Below are 18,477 nucleotides of genomic sequence, written 5' to 3'. Positions count from 1 at the left end.
GTAAATCTAGAAAACTTAGAGCGATGAGAGGATACGCAAACTAAGGTGTGTCCATGAAGCGTTATTGCAAATCAACTCAAGTGACATTGTATTGCATCTCCCATACAGATTTCCCCAATGAGTTAATGAAGAACCGATAGAATCTGTCATTTGTCCACCAATTTTTGTATAGTAAAAGGAAAGCGCCATTTAGAGGTGATGTCATGCATTTTTTTCGTAAATTCGCTGTACAACTCATTCGTTTGAAAAATGCCACTGTGCTTTTGGCCACTCTCATTTTTGTTGCTGCGTGTACAGTGGTGATGTATAGCCTTGAGCCAGACAATTTCGGAACAATCTTCAATGCGTTTTATTTCGTTCTTACTACCTTTGCGACAGTTGGGTATGGGGATTTTTCGCCCGTCACTGTCATAGGGAAAATCGTGACCATTTTGATGTACTTCATTGGGATTGGTCTTCTCGGCGTAGTAATCGGAAAAATTGTAGATGGCTTCACTGTGTTCAAACGCAGACGAGAGGAAGGGAAGGTGGCCTATATGGATAAGGAGCATATTGTCATCATAGGGTGGAGCAAAAAAGCAGGGATTGCCATGAAAGAAATCCTCGAAAATGATGAAGAGATGGAAATCGTGGTGGTGGATACGTTAAGCGAAACACCAGTTGATCCAGGTGAGGATCGTGTACATTATATTCAAGGAAGCGTTACGAATGAAGAGACTTACGTTCAAGCGAATCTTGATACAGCAAAGGCTGTGATCATTTTTTCCGACGATACCATACAGGACCTCTCGCTCCGTGACGCCAAGACCTTATCTATTGCGTTGACGGTGGAACGGATTGCTCCGAACGTTCACACAACAGCTGAGATTATGGCGAAGCACCATCTTGCTAATTTCGCACATGTCCGCGTTGATGATTTTCTACTCTCTCAAGACACCATTTCGCACATGGCGGTTCGCTCCGTCATGGATCAAGGCATTAGTAAGGTTTACACGCAACTCATCAGCCAAACGGATGGAGCAGACGTGTTTCAGGTGACCCCAAGACCCGAGTGGACCACCTATAGGGAAGCCTTCATCCAGCTTTTGGAGCAGGGGGCTACATTAATTGCCGACGAGGAGTCAATGAAGCTCCATCATCGTCTTCACGACCCACTTCCGCAGAATGCACGGTTATTTGTTCTCTGTGACAAGGCCACCATTGTCAAGATTGAGGGAAGAGCAGGGGAATGAGGGTCATGTGAAATAAATAATCCCCTTGCTCCTTAGAGTGAGGGGTTAAAAATGAAATGTACGTAGGAGTACAGTAAAATACAAAAGAGGAAACCAAACAGACTCCAGCGACGTTGCTTCGCTGATTTCTTAAAAAAGTGTACACTTAGAAAACCTAGAACGATGAGAGGATACGCAAACAAAGGTGTGTCCATGAAGCGAAATAGCAATACAACCCAAGTGACATTGAAGAGCAGTTCCCACCATACGGATTCCTTGAATTTATCTAGCAAAGGTCACCCTCCTTCCGTTGACGCAAAGTTATAATCGGCAGTAAACTTCTTAATGTACAAAATAATGGAATTGGATTCAACCCTGTTTTATGAGATGTTCGATTGATGTAGTCAATGTTTTTGTGTTGGGGCGACAGTCGAAGCGCGAATCTTATCAAGCATCATCACTTTAGAGGACTTTTGGGATCAAGTGTCTTTCGAAGGGGGTAAGGAGGCGATAGAATGGTAAAAAAGAAGACTATAAATAGCGCTTTTGTTTTTTTCAACATTGCTACTGAATTCCAAACTGGGAAGAAGGTATTTAGTGTTTATTCTCGCTCAATGTCCCTCGTTTCAGAGTCCTCCTCTTGATTTGGGCTGGATAGAAGCTCTCTAATGAGCGCACCGAAACCACATCCGAGAAGTCCGACAACCATATTGTCTACCTCAATGGAAAAACCATCACCGTTAAAATAATCCCATATCATGCCGACTGTCACGTAGGTGCCGATATACACTGCTGCATAGCCAACTATTTTTATTAGCTTCAAGCTTCCCCTCCTTTATATCCACCATTCTTATAAATAGTCCATTAAATTCATGGGAGTTTTAGCTTCTCTTTGACCTGGTCACAAGTGATTCAATGAGCCAAAGGACACAGAATACAGCGACGATGATGAGCAAGATATCTAGATTTAGCGATATGCCATTGGGGTTAAACGAGCCGAAAATTACAGCAATAAGAAGATAACAGACTATAAAGCCAAATAAATAGAGAAGTTTTCTCTTCAATGCTACACCACCTTCAAACCAAATGTTGTGTACCTTCCTTGACCTGGATTTTCCAATACATCCATCTGATTGTCAAGGGTCATATGACTAAATTCTACTGACTATTGTATATAAAAGGACCAGTAACTCCACGAGATGGGAGTATCTGGTCCTTTGCATACAATTAAATTGAACGTCTTCTTCTTTCTCTAATGGCCCCTCGACATATCGCTTTTTTGGTTAAACACCAACACACGTTTTCTCAAAAGAAACAGCAGAGCCATGAGTGCAAACATACAGCCGGCAAAACCGAACAACACCCACAACGTAACTTGAACAGGATAGAGGTCAAGCAAGCTGCCGGTTAAGCGAGGAAGTAATGCGCCACCTAAACCGCCCATCGCAATAAGTAAGCTCGACGTTCGGTCTTCCAATCCGGGAGTTGCCTCGTTAATAAGCAGCAGCCCGAGTGAAAAGATGCCGCCCATCGTCAACCCGACAAAGAAGATGACAATAAAACTTATGGTCACATTTGGCGATAACGCAAACAAGCCAAGGGTAATGAATTGTCCAGTGCAGCAGATGGCGAAAAGCTTTGTAAACCCGAATCGTCCAATGATAAAGGTCATGACCATACGCCCAATCGTCATTGCGCCCCAAAACACAGTGATGCTAAGCGCAAGTGTCGATGGAGACAATTCAGAGGACATCGACAAAATGGAAGGCAAATAGTTCGGAAAGGTCATTTCCGTGCCAACGTATAGAAAGAAAAAGAACGCACCAATGCAAAGCATAGGCAAAGACGGTTTTGGGTAGCGCTTATGGTCAGCTTTTTTCGTTTTGATTTTTTCTTTCGCCATAAGGGTTTCATCATGTTCACCGAAGCGAAGAAACATCCACAAAACGAAGGTGATCAACGTTACCATTCCAACGAAAGCAAAAAGACTGTTCCATTCTCCACCTGCGATCAGAATGGCTGAGATGATGGGGAGCAGTAAAGCCCCGATGCCGAAGAACACTTCTGTTAACATCATCACCGATGCTTTTTTCTCTTTGAGCTTTCCAATGATCAGCCCAGCGATGACGGTTTCAGTGATTCCAAGTCCTGCACCACCTAAAGGCACGATGGATAACAGCATTGGCCAAGGGACAAGCATAAACAATGCCACCTGAGCGACGGTAAACAGGAAAAACGAGAGAACAATGGTCGTTCGTCGACCCATGGTTTTGAGAATAAACGGTGCAAACAACACTCCAACTAAAAAGCCGAGGAATTGGTTCATAATCAGTTGTCCGCCATCGCTATAACTAAGGTCATAGTGTGCAATCATCGGTTCAAGAACAGAACCAATAATAATATGGCCGACGCCTGTAAGTAGGTAGGACAAGCATGCCAACCAGATGAATAGTCTCATATGTTTCCTCCAGAAAAGGATCGTAGATGTCGACCGCAAATTTGCTTTTAATTGTATATCAATGAGTACTAAAATTAGTTAAATGTACAGGACTAGACTAGTATGGAGCAGGTAGAAGTGTGCGTCAAGATGCCTAGAAGCCTAGATTGTCTAATGCAGGTTCACAATAAAGATGGTAGGATAAGACGGAACGGTAAAGAAGTAAGGTTTTATGTTTAATGAATACGTTTTCATATAATGGTAAGCTGAACACCATCTAAGATGATGAAGGAGGAATAGATATGATTGTTACAGGCTATGAATTGTTCCAAGTGCCTCCACGTTGGTTGTTTTTAAAGATCGAAACCGATGAAGGCATTGTCGGCTGGGGCGAACCGGTGGTGGAGGGCAGAGCCAAAACAGTTGCCGCTGCTGTAGAAGAGCTAATGGAGGGCATTGTCGGTAAAAGCCCCCTTTTAATAGAAGATCATTGGAACACGATGTACCGCGGAGGGTTCTATCGTGGCGGTCCGATTTTAATGAGTGCAATTGCCGGCATTGATCAGGCGCTTTGGGACATTAAAGGGAAGTATTACGACGCGCCCATTCATGAGCTTATGGGCGGCCGCTGTCGGGATTCCATCCAGGTCTACTCATGGATTGGCGGCGATCGTCCATCGGATATTGCTGAAGGCGCACAAGCGGCTGTCGATGCAGGCTTTCAAGCGATCAAAATGAACGGTACAGAGGAGCTTCATTACGTAGACTCTTTTGCGAAAATTGAGGCTGTCGTAGAGCGCGTGGCGACAGTCAGACAAGAGGTCGGGTCACATATTGGCATCGGCATTGATTTTCATGGACGTGTGCATAAACCGATGGCTAAGGTACTCGCTAAAGAGCTTGAGCCTTATCACCCGATGTTTATCGAAGAGCCGGTACTAAGCGAAAACGTAGAGGCGCTTCGTGACCTTATGAAGCTGACCACAATACCAATCGCGCTTGGTGAGCGACTGTATTCACGGTGGGATTTTAAACATATTCTATCCGAAGGCTATGCCGACATTATTCAGCCCGATTTGTCTCATGCAGGCGGCATTACTGAGTGTAAAAAAATCCTTTCCATGGCGGAAGCGTATGATGTCGCTGCAGCCCCACATTGCCCGCTTGGTCCGATTGCTTTAGCAGCGTGTCTTCAGGTTGATGCGACGTGCCACAATGCGTTCATTCAGGAGCAAAGCCTCGGCATTCATTACAATCAAACGAACGATTTGCTAGACTACATTGTCGATCCAAAAGTCTTTTCCTATCAAGACGGTCAGGTCGCCATTCCAAACGGTCCTGGTCTTGGCATCGAAATAAATGAAGCCTTCGTCCGTAAAATGGCTGAAGTCGGACACAACTGGCATAACCCGATTTGGCGTCATCAGGATGGCGCTGTAGCGGAGTGGTAGGAGGTTCAGTTCTTTTGAATAGGAAAGAGGCGATATGAATGAAAAAAACAGATATCCTAGCCTCCTAAAACTCGACTATATTTAGGAGGCTATCAGATGAAGTTTAATCTAATTGATGTTGAAAGCTGGCAGAGAAAAGAAATCTTTAATCATTTTCTGAAACAACAAACCACGTTTAGCATCACTACAGAAATTGATATTACCGTCTTGTATCAAATGATAAAACAAAAAGGATATAAGTTTTATCCTGCATTTATCTTCTTAGTGACGAGCGTCGTAAACTCTAATAAAGCGTTTAGAATGAACTTTAATCGTAAAGGACAGTTAGGTTATTGGGATAAGGTAGATCCAATGTATACGGTATTTAATCGTGAATCGGAAACATTCTCTGGAATTTGGACAGAAGTAAAACACGACTTCAAAGGGTTTCATGACATGTATCTTTCTGATGTTAAGAAATATAATGGGACAGGAAAATTGTTTCCTAAAACACCTCTACCTGAAAATACCGTGTCTATTTCTATGATTCCTTGGACCTCGTTTACAGGGTTTAACTTAAATATTAACAGTAATCCGAATCATCTCCCCCCAATCATTACAGGGGGAAAATTTGTTGAGAATGGCGATTCGATATATTTGCCTGTTTCTCTGCAAATCCATCATGCTGTTTGTGATGGGTATCATGCAGGAGTTTTTATGAACAATGTTAGGCAAATGGCTGAACATCCTGCTGAATGGATTTTATAAAGTTGTCATGCTGTCGTGATTTCGACAGCATGATATTTGGGGTACCAGACATTTGAACCAACACAATAAAATTCTGCGTAAAGTAATAAAAAGGAAGGAGGGTATACGACATGAAGGCATTCCTTGTTCATGCCAGCTATTTTGTCGCTCTTATTTTCCTTTCCTTTTTCTCGTTTTTCTTCATATTTGGCTTGGGGTTTATAGGGAGGATCAATTTATTTTACCTGTCTATTCCATTAGGTTTAAGCATGATTTGGGTTGGGGCATATACATGGTCTGTCCTTCGTTTGAAATTTGGTGCAAATAAGGTTGAACAAGTATTTAATCTTAAAAACCCCAAGTTAATATGTTTGCTTCTTACAGGTATCATTACAGTATTTGGTTTGTTTCTATCAACGCTATTCCCTTTTCCGACACAGGACGTCCCGGCATGGATATTTCTCGGAACACCTGCAATCTTATTGCTGTTTTGGTGCTGGTTATTATATCGATTTGTACAGAACAAAAGAAAACGATCTCAGTGGATAATGAAGGTGCTTCACTTCCTGATTTCTTTAACCTACACCTTTCATGTTTGCATTATTTATTACATTCATTTTTTTACTAACTGATGTTGTTAAAGTCTCACTTCTTTTATGGAATCCCAAAAAATTGAACCTATCACTCCCATTTTCTGCGTAAAGTAATAAAAGAGGAGGTTTTTCGTATGAACTATTTCTATTCAATTGCATATGGAGATGTCTTGGTTCAACTCGTCGCTTTAGTTTTTTTGATCGTTTTAGGAGCGATCATCGTCATTTATCTAAAAAGACTTTCTCGATGGTCAAAAAACAGCAGCCATCCAAAACTTGATGTTGCTGCCGAGGTCGTGGCGAAACGGTCAAACGTTCGAGGAGGTAGATTTAGTAGCACGCGGAATTTGTACTTTGTCACCTTTGAAGTCGAAAGCGGCGACAGGATGGAGTTGATCGTCAGCGGTTCTGAATATGGTCAACTTAGTGAAGGTGACTCGGGTACGTTGGCGTTTCAGGGGGCACGTTACATTGGTTTTGACCGTAAGAGGGAATCGCCGATAGCGACGTAGGAAAAAATGTTTCTTTATTCTTAGATCTTGAAAACGTATCAAAGGAGGTACTCACCATGGCACTTTTGCCTAGACCGCCCTGCTAAGCCAAGGGCAGCAGTTCTTCACGTGCTCCACCAGCTTATCGAGTGATGTTAGTTGATTCGATTAGACTGGAGAGGAGCTTTTTAAATGAAGAGTGTATCGAATGTATGGAAGCTCTACGGCTTTCGGTTTTTTTATAGCTTAATTCCTGCCTATGTCATTGAACGATTGTACTGGGAAGAACGGGGCATGACCATCCAAATGGTCATCTACGCGGAAATCATTTTTGCAGTTACAGTTTTGTTGTTTGAGGTCCCGTCCGGCATCCTCGCTGATCGTTGGGGGCGAAAGCGGCTCATTGTGGTGTCGGCTGCGCTTGGTGTCTGTGAATTTTTCCTACTTTTGTTTGCGACGTCATTTTGGCATTTTGCGCTTGTTGTGTTTTTAGCGGCAATTGGTATGTCCGCCAGCAGTGGAGCAGAAAATGCGCTGCTGTATGATTCGTTATTGCTGAAAAAGCGGGAACGCAGCTATGAAAAATACTATGGACGGCTGAATGCCTTGGAAATTGTGGCAACAATGCTTGCCGCTCTCAGTGGGAGCTGGCTCGCCGTTCAGTTTGGTTTTACATTCAACTACTGGCTTTCCTTTGTGGCAATGTGGGGCGCTGTTTTCTTTGCCTTCTGGTTAAAGGAGCCTGCCGTCAAGACGAAAACAGAAGAAAGCGAGTCAATGCCACTGAAAGGTTATGTGGCTGCGTTTGTTCGGCTTTATAAGCAGCACCCTAACGTCATCCCAGTATTGACGTCAGGGATGGTCGTTGGGGCATCTGTCAATTTTATCGATGAATTTTGGCAGCTGTACCTTGACCGTCTGCAAATTCCTATTCTTTTCTTCGGGATGTTTTCGGCAGCTCTTTATTTTCTGAAGCTCCCAGGCAATCTGCTTGCCTACCAGTTGAAGAAGCGAGTTGCGACGCCTCGACTGCTGTTGTTTATTATGAGTGGGATTGTGTTCGGGTTGTTCATTATGGCAGTGAGCCCGAATATTTATGGACTACTCGCCATGGGTTTGGTCTACTTAGTCGCGGGGATGATTGAGCCATTGACGTCTGGGTACCTACAGCACCGTATTTCCTCCAATGTTCGCGCAACGATGGGGTCGGTGCAGTCAATGGGCGAAAACGCAGTGATCATGCTTGCAGGTTTAGGCTTTGGCTATTGGTCATCTAAAGGGGACATTTTTGGAGGATACGGGTTTCTAGCGGTCCTCTGCGGCGTCTTTCTTATGTATTATGTGTGGCGTCAGAAGGCTGTGAGGTCATAAACAAAATAGTTCTAGGACGGTCTTTTGAAACTTGATGAAGACGTAACATAAACAAATCGGAGGTTTTGAGGATCACCATTGTCCTATGAGGTTGTTGCTTTGTGATAATAGGGAGTCCTCTGACCAGTTTTCATCCATTTTTTTGTATCACACAGAAGGTATTTCCGTCAGGATCGGCCAAAACAACGTAGTCTGCTTCAGGAGGATACCTCCACTTGACTCGACTCCCCCCGAGGGACAACAGTCGCTTCACCTCCGCTTGTTGGTCGGATGCATACAGGTCGAGGTGGTGCCGTTGGTGGGTTTCGGCGTCAGAAGAAACACGAGAAATCGCCAATTGAACCCCTTCACCTGAGCGCGGAACTAAAATTGCCCAATCTGATGATGGTTCCCGAAGTAGTGTATAATCCATGGCTTCGCACCAAAACTTGATCGCACGCGGAACGTCTTGAACACCCCACACAATCGAACCAATTTTAAGCTTCTCCATCTTGACACTCCTTAGCTCGTAGACGTAAGTGAAAATTTCTAGAATCGGTAATTCGAATACTCTAACGTGCCTCCAACCCTCTTGGGCAACAGTTTCTATCAAGCATGTTTTCCCTACGCTTAAGTATTTTTCCGAAACCATAGTACAAACATCAGGAGACACACGACCATCCAACTATACGGTACGACGAGGTAGGGAAGTATGGTTTCATTGGCTTGCAATTGAACAATTCCATAGTGCAGATGATAATTTGGAAAGAAAGCGAGCCAAGACATTTCCCCTCGTTCGTTATTCATAAGCAACCCTGCAATAAACAAATACAATAAAGCAATGGGTGAGCCATAGAGAGTGACTTCAATTGTATTTCTTGTTTTCAGACCTAGAATAACGCCTATCATAATCATCATCAGGATGAGCGGAAAACTTAGGACAAACATTTTTAGACTCGTAAGCGGATGAATGCCATAAATGACAAAGAAAATCATAAGGAAGAATGCAGTTGCTAGAAATGTAATAAATATTTTAGAGTAAATAATTTCTCTCAAGGAGAAACCGACTTGGATTAATCGTCGAGTGGTACGCTGTTCTTTCTCCTCGACAATGATATTGCCTTGCATGAACATTGTCACCAATACAAAAATAGACGCAAGGATAAAGCTCACAGGAATATCACTATTTGGAGCCCATAAAAAAGTAATGGTAAAGAGGAGGTTTATGCAGAAATTAAAGATGACCTGCCCATTCCAACGCAAGTCAGATACATCCTTATAAACTAACGCTTTCCACTGCATTCCTGATTTTTGCATCATACATGAATCAACTCTTTCAACTTACTATAGTTTCCTTTGGATAGGGGAATTGTACTCTTTGAATCATCTAAGCTGAGACTATAGCTGTTTTTACTCCAAATGATAATTTCCCTTACACGTTGTAAGTTGACCAAATACGAGCGGTGACAACGGAAAAACCCTAACGATTGCAATCGTTCCTCCAAGGATTTAATCGTACTTGATGAAGCAAACTCCTCATTGTTCACAAATAGATACGTCTGCCCATCACGTGCTTCGATATAATCGATTTCCATAGGGTTAAAAAGAATAATTTTATCCTCTACCTTTGCACTTACTTTGTTCAGCTGCACCTGCATCCTGCTAAAATCTTGCGAAAGTTTCTCCTCTAATGATTCTTCTTTTTCAAGGTCCTGCTCAATTTCTTGAATCCCACGCTCAGTGTACCGGTACACCTTTTGACCGAGACGAATCGCTTCTTCTACAGTTGTAGTAAAAATGAGCACGGCCCCATCATTTCTCGCCAAATGTAAGAGTAAATTATGTAATATCTGCTTCGATTGCAGATCAAGCATCAGAGACGGATCTTCAAAAATATACACGTCTGCCTTTTGGATAAGTGCTGAAGCAAACAGTAGCCGACAATGTTCAGAAGGCGTGAGATGCTTTGTTTTTTTTAGGACACATGCATGCAATTCACAAAGGTTTAAAATTATATCCAAATCAGGCTCTTGCTCATACAGTCTGCACCAAAATTTTAATGTTTGCATGACCGTCAATCGCTTATACAACCCGTCGTCCCGTTGAAAGAGATAAACCTTTTTCAGACCACCCTCTGGAAATGTAATGGTGTTGTTCTTTATTTGTTTCGGGTAATTAAGCAGGTCAAACAGGCGTTGAATATACTCATTTTCGCTTTGGACAGCAACAATGTCTCTTTTTTCAATGGCGAGCGTTAATGGTGGAAGCATCACTGTGTTTTCGTGAATTTTATTAAGTTCTTTGAAAGAGAATACCATACTCAAGGCTCCTTTATCATGCTGCTTCTTATTCTATACTTTAGGAGCAGTAAATCAAAAGCTTAATGCTTGGCTGTCTTTCCTATCACAAAAGCGAGTATTACGATACAAATGATACTGATAAAGCCAGCAGGAACAAACCAGGGTGGCGAGTCGAATTTAGGTAAAAAAAGAAGAACGGTTGAGAGCTGGTCATAAATGACTGAAAAAGGAATGACCGCGAGAAAGACCATCATGATTGGAGCAATGACCATACTTAGGTTTCTCACTATTTATCGTTTCCTTTCTTTCATACGATTTTTATTGCTGTATTTCTCTTGCTTGCACATAGTTTCTTCGACATTTAGTGGGTCCAGAAGGTTGTTTCGATATCAATCAACCAATGATTTCTCAGCATAAGCGCTCGCTCCACTCCTGCTAAAATACCGGCAACAGTAAGCGTGGTATTTGCCCATCCGGGGAGTTGAATGGGGGACACAAACGATCCGAAATTCACAGCAAAGAAGGGTGTCTCTGAAATGACCGACGCTAATTGTGGAAGGCCAACAAATAGAGAAACGAACAAGACGACAATAGCCATCTTCCCGATGATTGAACTTGCACGAGGAAAACGGGCATCCAGTCGCATTCGAATGCCTTCTGTTGACCATTTATCTGGCTGTAATGGATATTCGTTGTTCTCTGTCGTGACATAATGCATGCGACTAAGACCATAAATGCTTGTGCCCACCTCGATAGCCCCATCTGGAACAGAAAAAGCCGCAGGTAGCTCTGACGTAGCGATATGTTTCCCATCACAATAAAGTTCTGTTGCATGATTTTCATTGAAGTGGTTCACGTTTACGGCATAAATCATTTCGTCGTTATCCTCATCAGTAAGCTTTATATAAAACAATGATCTTGTGAATAAATCCGTCAGGCGATAAGGCTCTAAAGAATGCCCGTCGCCGTATTTTACTTTATTGATCTTGTTTTGACGTTTTCGATTCCGAATAAAGCGAAACATCAGCATACCTTCCTTCTCCTTTAATGAATGGCACAAATGAGTTGAATAAAAACGCGCTCTCGTCTCAGGTCATCCAAGATGAGCTTATCGGTCGAACTATTATTCTCACGAATGTCCCAGCGAAAACTTCGAATTAATTTCAGAATGGAAAGGGTACGCTTTCCTTATGCCAGCAAAGCATTGAACAAGGATCATGATATCGAAGATCGCTTGATGAAAAAACAAAAAGGGGGTGAATGGAGGGATTTCTGTGCTCAACAGAGGGAGTTCATCTTTTAACGAAGCGTTGTACCTCTGCAAATGGATACTGTATTCAATGAGTACTACTAGAAAGTACGACGTTTTGACCGGGAGCTTCGTTTTTGAAAAGATGCATGAGAGGTAGACAATTTCAGGTTGAGTAGGGGGCATAGGTTAAGCTGGAGCGGCATACAGAGAATGGATCCAAAAAGACCCCTTTAGAAGAGGAACATACTTTCCTCTTTCAAAGGGTCAGCAAATCAAGTTACTTTATGTCTTTTCCTTGCAAATGAATTCGTTTTGATCTGTCTTCTTTTCATGGTAGAAGTTGAGGCATGGCATAGTACCTCAATTACGCGAAACAGTCATATGATCTTGTTTTAAGTCACGCAATGGCTCATCGATCAAATGGGTCATCCGGTCGGATCCCCCAATGGAACCCACGATCGTAAAGAAGTCTAGCGTTAGGCGCAGCACGAACAACCATCTCCATCCCATTGCCACTTAGTCGAAGGGTATCGTCCGACTCCTCTTGAACGGTCAACTCAACCGTTTGCACTGGTGAAGAATTGTACTCCTTGACCGTTTGCCCTGGCATACGAAGCTCACGCAGGTTCAATTGGACGGTGTCTTCCCCGATGCGTTCATAAGTGCCTTCTAAAAGCGTTCCGTTGGCGATGCGAACCTGGACGCTAGCCTTCCCTAGTTTCTCTACATTCCCGAAGGCAATTTTTTGCCACCGTGTGTCCTCCGACAAATGCGCAGCTGGCTCCTCCGTATCTTCCACTACCATCCATACGCCAGCAGGAACGGACTCGTTTATCGTTAGAGATGGCTGCGACGAAAATGCTAGCCAGCCGACGACGGCTAGAATAACAAATCCTGTAATGGGACCAGCAATTCGAGTGATGCGGGAAATCTTTGAAGATGTGAACATAGATGGTGTAGGAGCGGACGAGATCTGTTCCTGACCAATGAAGGCAGTTGCAATACGTTTTGTCCATGGCAAAAGTACGATCGCAGAGAAAATGAGCAGGGCAAGCGAGATCTGCTTCCCAGGCATGTCATAGCCTAAATTCAAAACGAAGACAAACGACATCGATGCCAAACTGATCATCGCACCGATGGCAACGGTCCGTCTCCAAAGGAGCGCAACAGCCGCACCAACTTCCGCAACGCCGGCAAGGATTTGAAACAACGGAGAAAATGCCACCATTCGCCCTAACAAACCCATGGGGCTCATCTCTCCATGAGCGATGAGCGCGTCTCCTAGATCTGGCATTCCGTACTGACCTAGGCCTAATTTAATTGCACCATTATACAAAAGGGCAATGGCGAGGATGAACCGAATGATACCGTGTATCCACCACAAAAATGTTGGCAATTTTTTTTGCTTATTCATAAAATAGTCTCCTTTGGAAGATTAGTGTAAACCACTTCTCTGAGTAGACATTCCCTAATAATTCAACTTCCTAACGCAATGATTAGCATTCGTAACGAGAAGATTACTTTTGAAAATTGATTGAACCCAAAGAGAATCCACGGATGATTAAATGACTTGCTCCTAAAGGATTATAGATTGAGAAGCTCTTTTAAAATTGTTCATTTGATGTGGAATAAATTACAGAGGGGAAAAGACCATTTAATAGAGGGGGGATCGAGTGCTCGGAAAAGGACATGAACTTTTCGGAAGCAGAGCGGATGTGCGCGGAAAATCACATGAACCGTGCGAAAAAAGCACTCGAGTGTTCGGAAACACCTCGAGTGCAAGGAAAAGGTCATGAACCGCTCGAAACCAGTGAAAACGCGGTGAAAACGTATGAACTGCGTGTGAAAAGCCTCTGAGTGCTCGATCCCATGTGGAATCTAAGCTCTAGCTTAAGCCGCTGCCTGATGGTTCACTTTGCCTCTAACAAGCTTGAAGTAGATCATCACGCCAATGGATGCGCTCGTAAACAAGATGAGCGCCATTGGAACAGCGCTTTCTTCATTGATTCCTGCCAATAGGGAGACAATCGCTCCTATGGCCAGCGGCAACATGCCAAGGACGGCGCTGGCGCTTCCAGCTCGGTGGCTTTGTTGCGCCATTGCTAGTGTGAAGGAGCTCGTCAGTACCATGCCCATACAGATCATATAAATGAAAATAAGAATGACGAGGCTGGTGAGAGGAGCTTGGATCGTAGCCATGACTAAAAGCAGACACGTGGCTATACTCGCTATGATGATCGCTGTTCTGAGAAGAACGCGTTCATGAATTCGATCGCTAAGGCGTCCGATAAGAAAGCTACCCGTTACGATCGCCAGTCCGTTGATGCCAAACAGAATGCTGAACAATTGAGGAGACACGCCATAAATATCCTGATACACAAACGGTGTTCCAGAAACATAGGCGAAGCTGCCTCCATGGACAAACCCTACAATTAACGCATAGCCAATAAAGGACTGGTCGCGGAACAAGCTGCCCATTGTACGTAATGTATGTTTAACGGAACTAGGTGAACGACGCTCCACAGGCAGTGTCTCAGGTAGTTTTACAGTGGCCGTTACGACCATCAGGACTCCTAGCACGGCAAGCGTAATGAAAATTGCTGGCCATTCCGCAGATGGAATCAGCAGAATGGCTCCGCCAGCCATCGGGGCAACCATTGGGGCAAAGGCATTAATGACCATTAGCAGGGCAAAAAACTTTGTCAGCTCCCGCCCCGAAAACACATCTCGAACGACCGCTCTTGAAAGAACGATGCCGGCCGAAGCTGTAAAACCCTGCAAAAAACGTGCGGCAATCAGAGTCGTTATGTTTGGTGCGAAGGCACATAATAAGGAAGCAATCGCAAAAATCGATGTAAAAAATAGCAATGGCCCACGCCGGCCCTTCGCATCACTAATTGGACCGACGAAAAGCTGACCAACAGCAAGACCGAGTAGGGCTGCCGTCAAACTGAGTTGAACGAGTGTTTCATTGGCACGAAAATCATTCGCAATATCCGGAAAGCTCGGAAGATACATATCGATGTTTAATGGACCGAGAATGGCAAACATGCTCAGCAAAAAAGCCATGCCCATCCGCTCGCGCCCGGTTGGATTGTGAAGCACGGTGTGACCTCTCCCTGTTGTTATGGTATATTTTCTTTATGCAAATGTCGCAAGTATACGGCAAGAACAAAGGGTTGTCCATTCGTACACGTTCAATGCAATCGTCATGGCAATGAAAGCCTCTATGTCATTCATCAAGAAATCTATGTTATCCGAATTGACGAAACTTTTTATTTGTCATACAATATGACTATAAACTTACTTAGTTAAAATGGGGAGGGTTGTTTAAAACCATTGATGAAGCCAATTGAAGTCGGCACTGTAAGCCGAAAAACGCTGTCAAAGCAAGTTGTTGAACACATTGTTGATTTGTTGAATACGCGTAAGCTAAAGCCAGGGGATAAGCTTCCGAGTGAAATGGATTTAATTGGTATGCTGTCGGTCAGTCGTCCTGTGTTGCGTGAAGCGTTGAGCTCTCTCGAAACATTAGGGGTTATTACGCGGAAAACGCGTGGGGGTACATTCTTTAATGACAAGATCAGTAGTCAGCCATTTTCTGTCATGCTGGCACTCGCTGTAGATAATTTGCCTGCGGTCATAGAGGCACGTATGACGTTAGAGCTTGGCCTTGTGACAATGGCTGCTGAAAAAATTACCGACGAACAACTCGAGCGGCTGCGAAAAACGATTGACGACATCTCGGAAAACGCAGACAACAATTATGGCAAATACGATAAGGAGTTTCATCGTATTATCGCCGAAAGTGCCAACAACCCTGTCGTTGAAGGCATGATTCACTCGTTGCTGCTAGTGCATGAACGAACGGACAGTCAAATCAAAATTCGTGAGCCGGAGCTGACGATTCAATACCATACAGCCATTTATAAAGCGCTTGTTAAGCATGACCCGATTGACGCGTTCCAACAAATGTATAAACACTTGTGTTATGTCAGAGATAAGGTTTTAGGGGATTACCAGCCATAAGCTGGTATGACTCGAATCTTACGTCCAGTGAAAAAGCAGGAGCAAAGCTTGCGGAGCCAGTTTCAGCTTTCACAAAGAGATCCCTCTGACAGTATACCACAGCGTTATTTGTAAGCGCATACGTGTAGATCACCCTTTGGCAAAAACAAAGCGAGAAGAGGGAGGAAGACGACATGACTCGAAGACAAGCCCCAACAGGAATTCTTGGCTTTCCAGTAACGCCTTTAGATGATAACGGTAAGGTAGATGAGATTGCGTTAGCGCAGAACATACAGTTTCTTATTGATGAAGGTCTTGAATCGATTTTTATCGCTTGTGGATCGGGAGAGTATCAGTCGCTGAGCTCGGGAGAATATGAGCTGCTCGTAGACATTGCCCTGGATGTGACGAAAGGAAGGGTTCCTGTATACACAGGGGTAGGCGGTCATTTGCCAACATCTCTTGAGTGGGCACAACTCTCAGCAGATAAAGGAGCGGATGGTTATCTTGTCTTTCCACCATATCTTGTGGGAGGCGAACAGAAAGGCCTTGTTCAATACTACAAAACCATCATTGAAAGTACAGATCTAGACGCCATCCTCTACCAGCGCGGTCAGGCAGTGTTTTCGACGGAGTCCGTTCAAGAGCTGGCAGAACTGCCGCAGGTTGTAGGTGTGAAGGATGGCATCGGCAATATGGAACGAAATGTGCAAATGACACAAACGATTGGTGACCGAATGGGCTGGCTGAATGGAATGCCGATGGCCGAAGTCACGATGCCGGCCTATGTGCCACTTGGCTTTAACTCCTATTCATCAGCAATATCCAATTATATCCCTCATATCTCACGAGCGTTTTATGAGGCTTTGTTGGCACAACGCATGGATGATGTGCGTCAGATGTATCAGGAGGTCATTCTTCCCATCAACGCTATTCGCAATCAGCGTCAAGGATATGCTGTCTCATTGATTAAAGCTGGGATGGAAATTATGGGCCACTCAGTTAAAAACACCGCTAGACCGCCAATATTGCCTGTTGAGCCTGAGCATTACAAGCAACTGGAAGCCATTTTAAAACGCGCGCATGAATTATATCCTAAACGTACCGCGATTGAACATAAGTAATCTCAGATCTTATCCAATTCATCATCATTATATTAGGAGGTTTTTAACGTATGGTCGTTCGTGTCGAAAGCAAAACATACCTCAATTACTTCAATGGAGAATGGGCAACATCAGCGTCAGGCAGCACAATTGAAAGTGTTAACCCTGCCAACACCCAGGAAATCGTCGGTCGTGTTCAAAATTCAACGAAGGAAGACCTTGATCAGGCGGTTGCAGCGGCAAAGCAGGCAAAGGATGGGTGGAGAAAGCTCACTGGTGCCGCAAGAGGCCAGTATCTTTATGCGTTAGCCGATGCCCTTGAAGAAAACCTTGGTGCCATTGCTGAAACGGCAACGAGAGAAATGGGAAAAACGCTAGCTGAAATGAAAGGGGAAACCGCTCGAGGTGTCGCCATTTTACGTTATTACGCAGGCGAAGGCATGCGAAAAACGGGGGATGTCATCCCGTCGACTGATGATGGTGCGTTAATGTTTACAACGAGAACACCCCTCGGTGTTGTTGGCGTCATTACGCCGTGGAACTTTCCTGTCGCCATTCCAATCTGGAAAATCGCCCCTGCCTTAATTTATGGGAACACTGTCGTTGTCAAACCGGCTACTGACACAGCTGTCACCTTTGCGAAAATTGTTGAGGCCTTCGAACAGGCGAAGCTTCCGAAAGGCGTATTAAATTTTGTGACAGGAAGTGGCTCTGTTATTGGTCAAGGGTTGGCCGATCATCCAGACGTCAACGGCATCACCTTCACTGGCTCAAACAATGTCGGCAAACAAATTGGTCAGGCTGCGCTTGCAAGAGGCGCAAAATATCAGCTTGAAATGGGTGGGAAAAATCCTGTGATTGTTGCGGAGGATGCCGATATTGACTTGGCTGTCGAAGCCACCATTAGCGGCGCATTCCGTTCCACGGGACAGAAGTGTACAGCAACGAGTCGTGTCATTGTTCATCAAGACGTTTATGAAACCTTTAGAGACAAGCTGATCGCCAAAACGAAGCAGATTACGATTGGCAACGGGCTGTCTGAAGAGCATTGGATGGGACCAAGCGCGAATAAAGGTCAGTATGAAACAGTGCTTTCATATATTCAAAAAGGTCTCGATGAAGGCGCCACCTTGCTTTACGGTGGGCAGCCTGTAAAAGGCAAAAATGATGAAGTGGGGTACTTCGTGGAGCCAACCATCTTTGAGGATGTACGCTCTGGAATGACCATTGCTCAGGAGGAAATCTTCGGTCCAGTTATTGCGCTTATGAAGGTGGAGACCTTTGAGGAAGGGTTGCAAACGGCGAATGACGTTGAGTATGGTCTCAGTGCGTCCGTATTTACGACCAACATACAGAAAATGCTAACGTTTGTTAATGACATGGAGGCAGGTCTAGTCCGTGTGAATGCAGAGAGCGCAGGTGTTGAACTTCAAGCACCATTCGGCGGTATGAAGCAGTCCAGCTCTCACTCCAGAGAACAAGGTGAAGCAGCAAAAGAATTCTTCACCGCGATCAAAACCGTTTTTGTGAAGGGTTAAAAACCGAAGCTAAATTT

General features: G+C 44.1%; 17 protein-coding genes. 8 read left to right on the top strand and 9 right to left on the bottom strand.

Annotated features, from left to right (window positions below; all coding sequences use genetic code 11):
- Positions 1–203 precede the first annotated feature (203 nt).
- The gene (locus tag EV213_RS07020) at positions 204–1,232 is read left to right on the top strand and encodes an ion channel (RefSeq protein WP_133579798.1); all 1,029 of its coding nucleotides are present in this window, start codon (positions 204–206) and stop codon (positions 1,230–1,232) included.
- Positions 1,233–1,812: 580 nt separating this feature from the next.
- On the opposite strand, the gene EV213_RS07015 is transcribed toward EV213_RS07020, so the two are convergent.
- The 3 genes from EV213_RS07015 to EV213_RS07005 all read right to left on the bottom strand — a co-directional run bounded on the left by EV213_RS07015 (position 1,813) and on the right by EV213_RS07005 (position 3,669).
- Positions 1,813–2,034, bottom strand: coding sequence for a hypothetical protein (locus EV213_RS07015; RefSeq protein ID WP_133579797.1), 222 nt, complete (start codon positions 2,032–2,034; stop codon positions 1,813–1,815).
- Between the two features lie 58 nt (positions 2,035–2,092).
- On the bottom strand, positions 2,093–2,275 hold the full coding sequence (locus EV213_RS07010) for a hypothetical protein (protein ID WP_133579796.1): 183 nt from the start codon (positions 2,273–2,275) through the stop codon (positions 2,093–2,095).
- Between the two features lie 188 nt (positions 2,276–2,463).
- Entirely contained in the window at positions 2,464–3,669 is a 1,206-nt protein-coding gene (locus EV213_RS07005; protein ID WP_133579795.1) for an MFS transporter, read from the bottom strand.
- Positions 3,670–3,950: 281 nt separating this feature from the next.
- Between EV213_RS07005 and dgoD the strand changes: the two genes are divergently transcribed.
- The 4 genes from dgoD to EV213_RS06985 all read left to right on the top strand — a co-directional run bounded on the left by dgoD (position 3,951) and on the right by EV213_RS06985 (position 8,280).
- Positions 3,951–5,099: a galactonate dehydratase gene (gene dgoD, locus EV213_RS07000; protein ID WP_133579794.1), complete on the top strand. Its 1,149-nt coding sequence runs from the start codon at positions 3,951–3,953 to the stop codon at positions 5,097–5,099.
- 96 nt (positions 5,100–5,195) lie between these two features.
- Complete coding sequence (catA, locus tag EV213_RS06995; RefSeq protein WP_133579793.1) at positions 5,196–5,846, top strand: type A chloramphenicol O-acetyltransferase; 651 nt, start codon at positions 5,196–5,198, stop codon at positions 5,844–5,846.
- Positions 5,847–6,552: 706 nt separating this feature from the next.
- Positions 6,553–6,930: a DUF2500 domain-containing protein gene (locus EV213_RS06990; protein ID WP_133579792.1), complete on the top strand. Its 378-nt coding sequence runs from the start codon at positions 6,553–6,555 to the stop codon at positions 6,928–6,930.
- 171 nt (positions 6,931–7,101) lie between these two features.
- Complete coding sequence (locus EV213_RS06985) at positions 7,102–8,280, top strand: MFS transporter (RefSeq protein ID WP_133579791.1); 1,179 nt, start codon at positions 7,102–7,104, stop codon at positions 8,278–8,280.
- A 130-nt stretch (positions 8,281–8,410) separates the two neighbouring features.
- On the opposite strand, the gene EV213_RS06980 is transcribed toward EV213_RS06985, so the two are convergent.
- From EV213_RS06980 to EV213_RS06955, 6 genes are all read right to left on the bottom strand, one after another.
- Positions 8,411–8,770, bottom strand: coding sequence for a VOC family protein (locus EV213_RS06980; protein WP_133579790.1), 360 nt, complete (start codon positions 8,768–8,770; stop codon positions 8,411–8,413).
- A gap of 119 nt (positions 8,771–8,889) precedes the next feature.
- The gene (locus tag EV213_RS06975; RefSeq protein ID WP_133579789.1) at positions 8,890–9,579 is read right to left on the bottom strand and encodes an ABC transporter permease; all 690 of its coding nucleotides are present in this window, start codon (positions 9,577–9,579) and stop codon (positions 8,890–8,892) included.
- Positions 9,576–10,577, bottom strand: coding sequence for a response regulator transcription factor (locus EV213_RS06970; RefSeq protein WP_133579788.1), 1,002 nt, complete (start codon positions 10,575–10,577; stop codon positions 9,576–9,578). Before EV213_RS06970 ends, EV213_RS06975 begins: the two co-directional genes overlap by 4 nt.
- Before the next feature lie 343 nt (positions 10,578–10,920).
- Positions 10,921–11,589 (bottom strand): hypothetical protein, encoded by a 669-nt coding sequence (locus tag EV213_RS06965; protein ID WP_133579787.1) that lies wholly within the window; start codon positions 11,587–11,589, stop codon positions 10,921–10,923.
- Positions 11,590–12,220: 631 nt separating this feature from the next.
- Positions 12,221–13,225 carry a hypothetical protein gene (locus EV213_RS06960; RefSeq protein ID WP_133579786.1) on the bottom strand — a complete coding sequence of 335 codons (1,005 nt, stop codon included), beginning with the start codon at positions 13,223–13,225 and terminating at the stop codon, positions 12,221–12,223.
- Between the two features lie 476 nt (positions 13,226–13,701).
- Entirely contained in the window at positions 13,702–14,916 is a 1,215-nt protein-coding gene (locus tag EV213_RS06955; RefSeq protein ID WP_133579785.1) for a Bcr/CflA family efflux MFS transporter, read from the bottom strand.
- Between the two features lie 237 nt (positions 14,917–15,153).
- Here EV213_RS06955 and EV213_RS06950 point away from each other — a divergent pair, with 237 nt between their 5' ends.
- The 3 genes from EV213_RS06950 to gucD all read left to right on the top strand — a co-directional run bounded on the left by EV213_RS06950 (position 15,154) and on the right by gucD (position 18,460).
- Complete coding sequence (locus EV213_RS06950) at positions 15,154–15,840, top strand: FadR/GntR family transcriptional regulator (protein ID WP_133579864.1); 687 nt, start codon at positions 15,154–15,156, stop codon at positions 15,838–15,840.
- Between the two features lie 173 nt (positions 15,841–16,013).
- Positions 16,014–16,943 (top strand): 5-dehydro-4-deoxyglucarate dehydratase, encoded by a 930-nt coding sequence (gene kdgD, locus EV213_RS06945; RefSeq protein ID WP_133579784.1) that lies wholly within the window; start codon positions 16,014–16,016, stop codon positions 16,941–16,943.
- Positions 16,944–16,993: 50 nt separating this feature from the next.
- Positions 16,994–18,460, top strand: a complete 1,467-nt coding sequence (gene gucD / locus EV213_RS06940; RefSeq protein ID WP_133579783.1) for an alpha-ketoglutaric semialdehyde dehydrogenase GucD — start codon at positions 16,994–16,996, stop codon at positions 18,458–18,460.
- The last annotated feature ends 17 nt before the right edge of the window (positions 18,461–18,477 follow it).

Origin of the sequence: Aureibacillus halotolerans, from assembly GCF_004363045.1 — a bacterium.
Taxonomy (GTDB): domain Bacteria; phylum Bacillota; class Bacilli; order Bacillales; family DSM-28697; genus Aureibacillus; species Aureibacillus halotolerans.
This window is presented reverse-complemented; position numbering and strand designations above follow the sequence as displayed.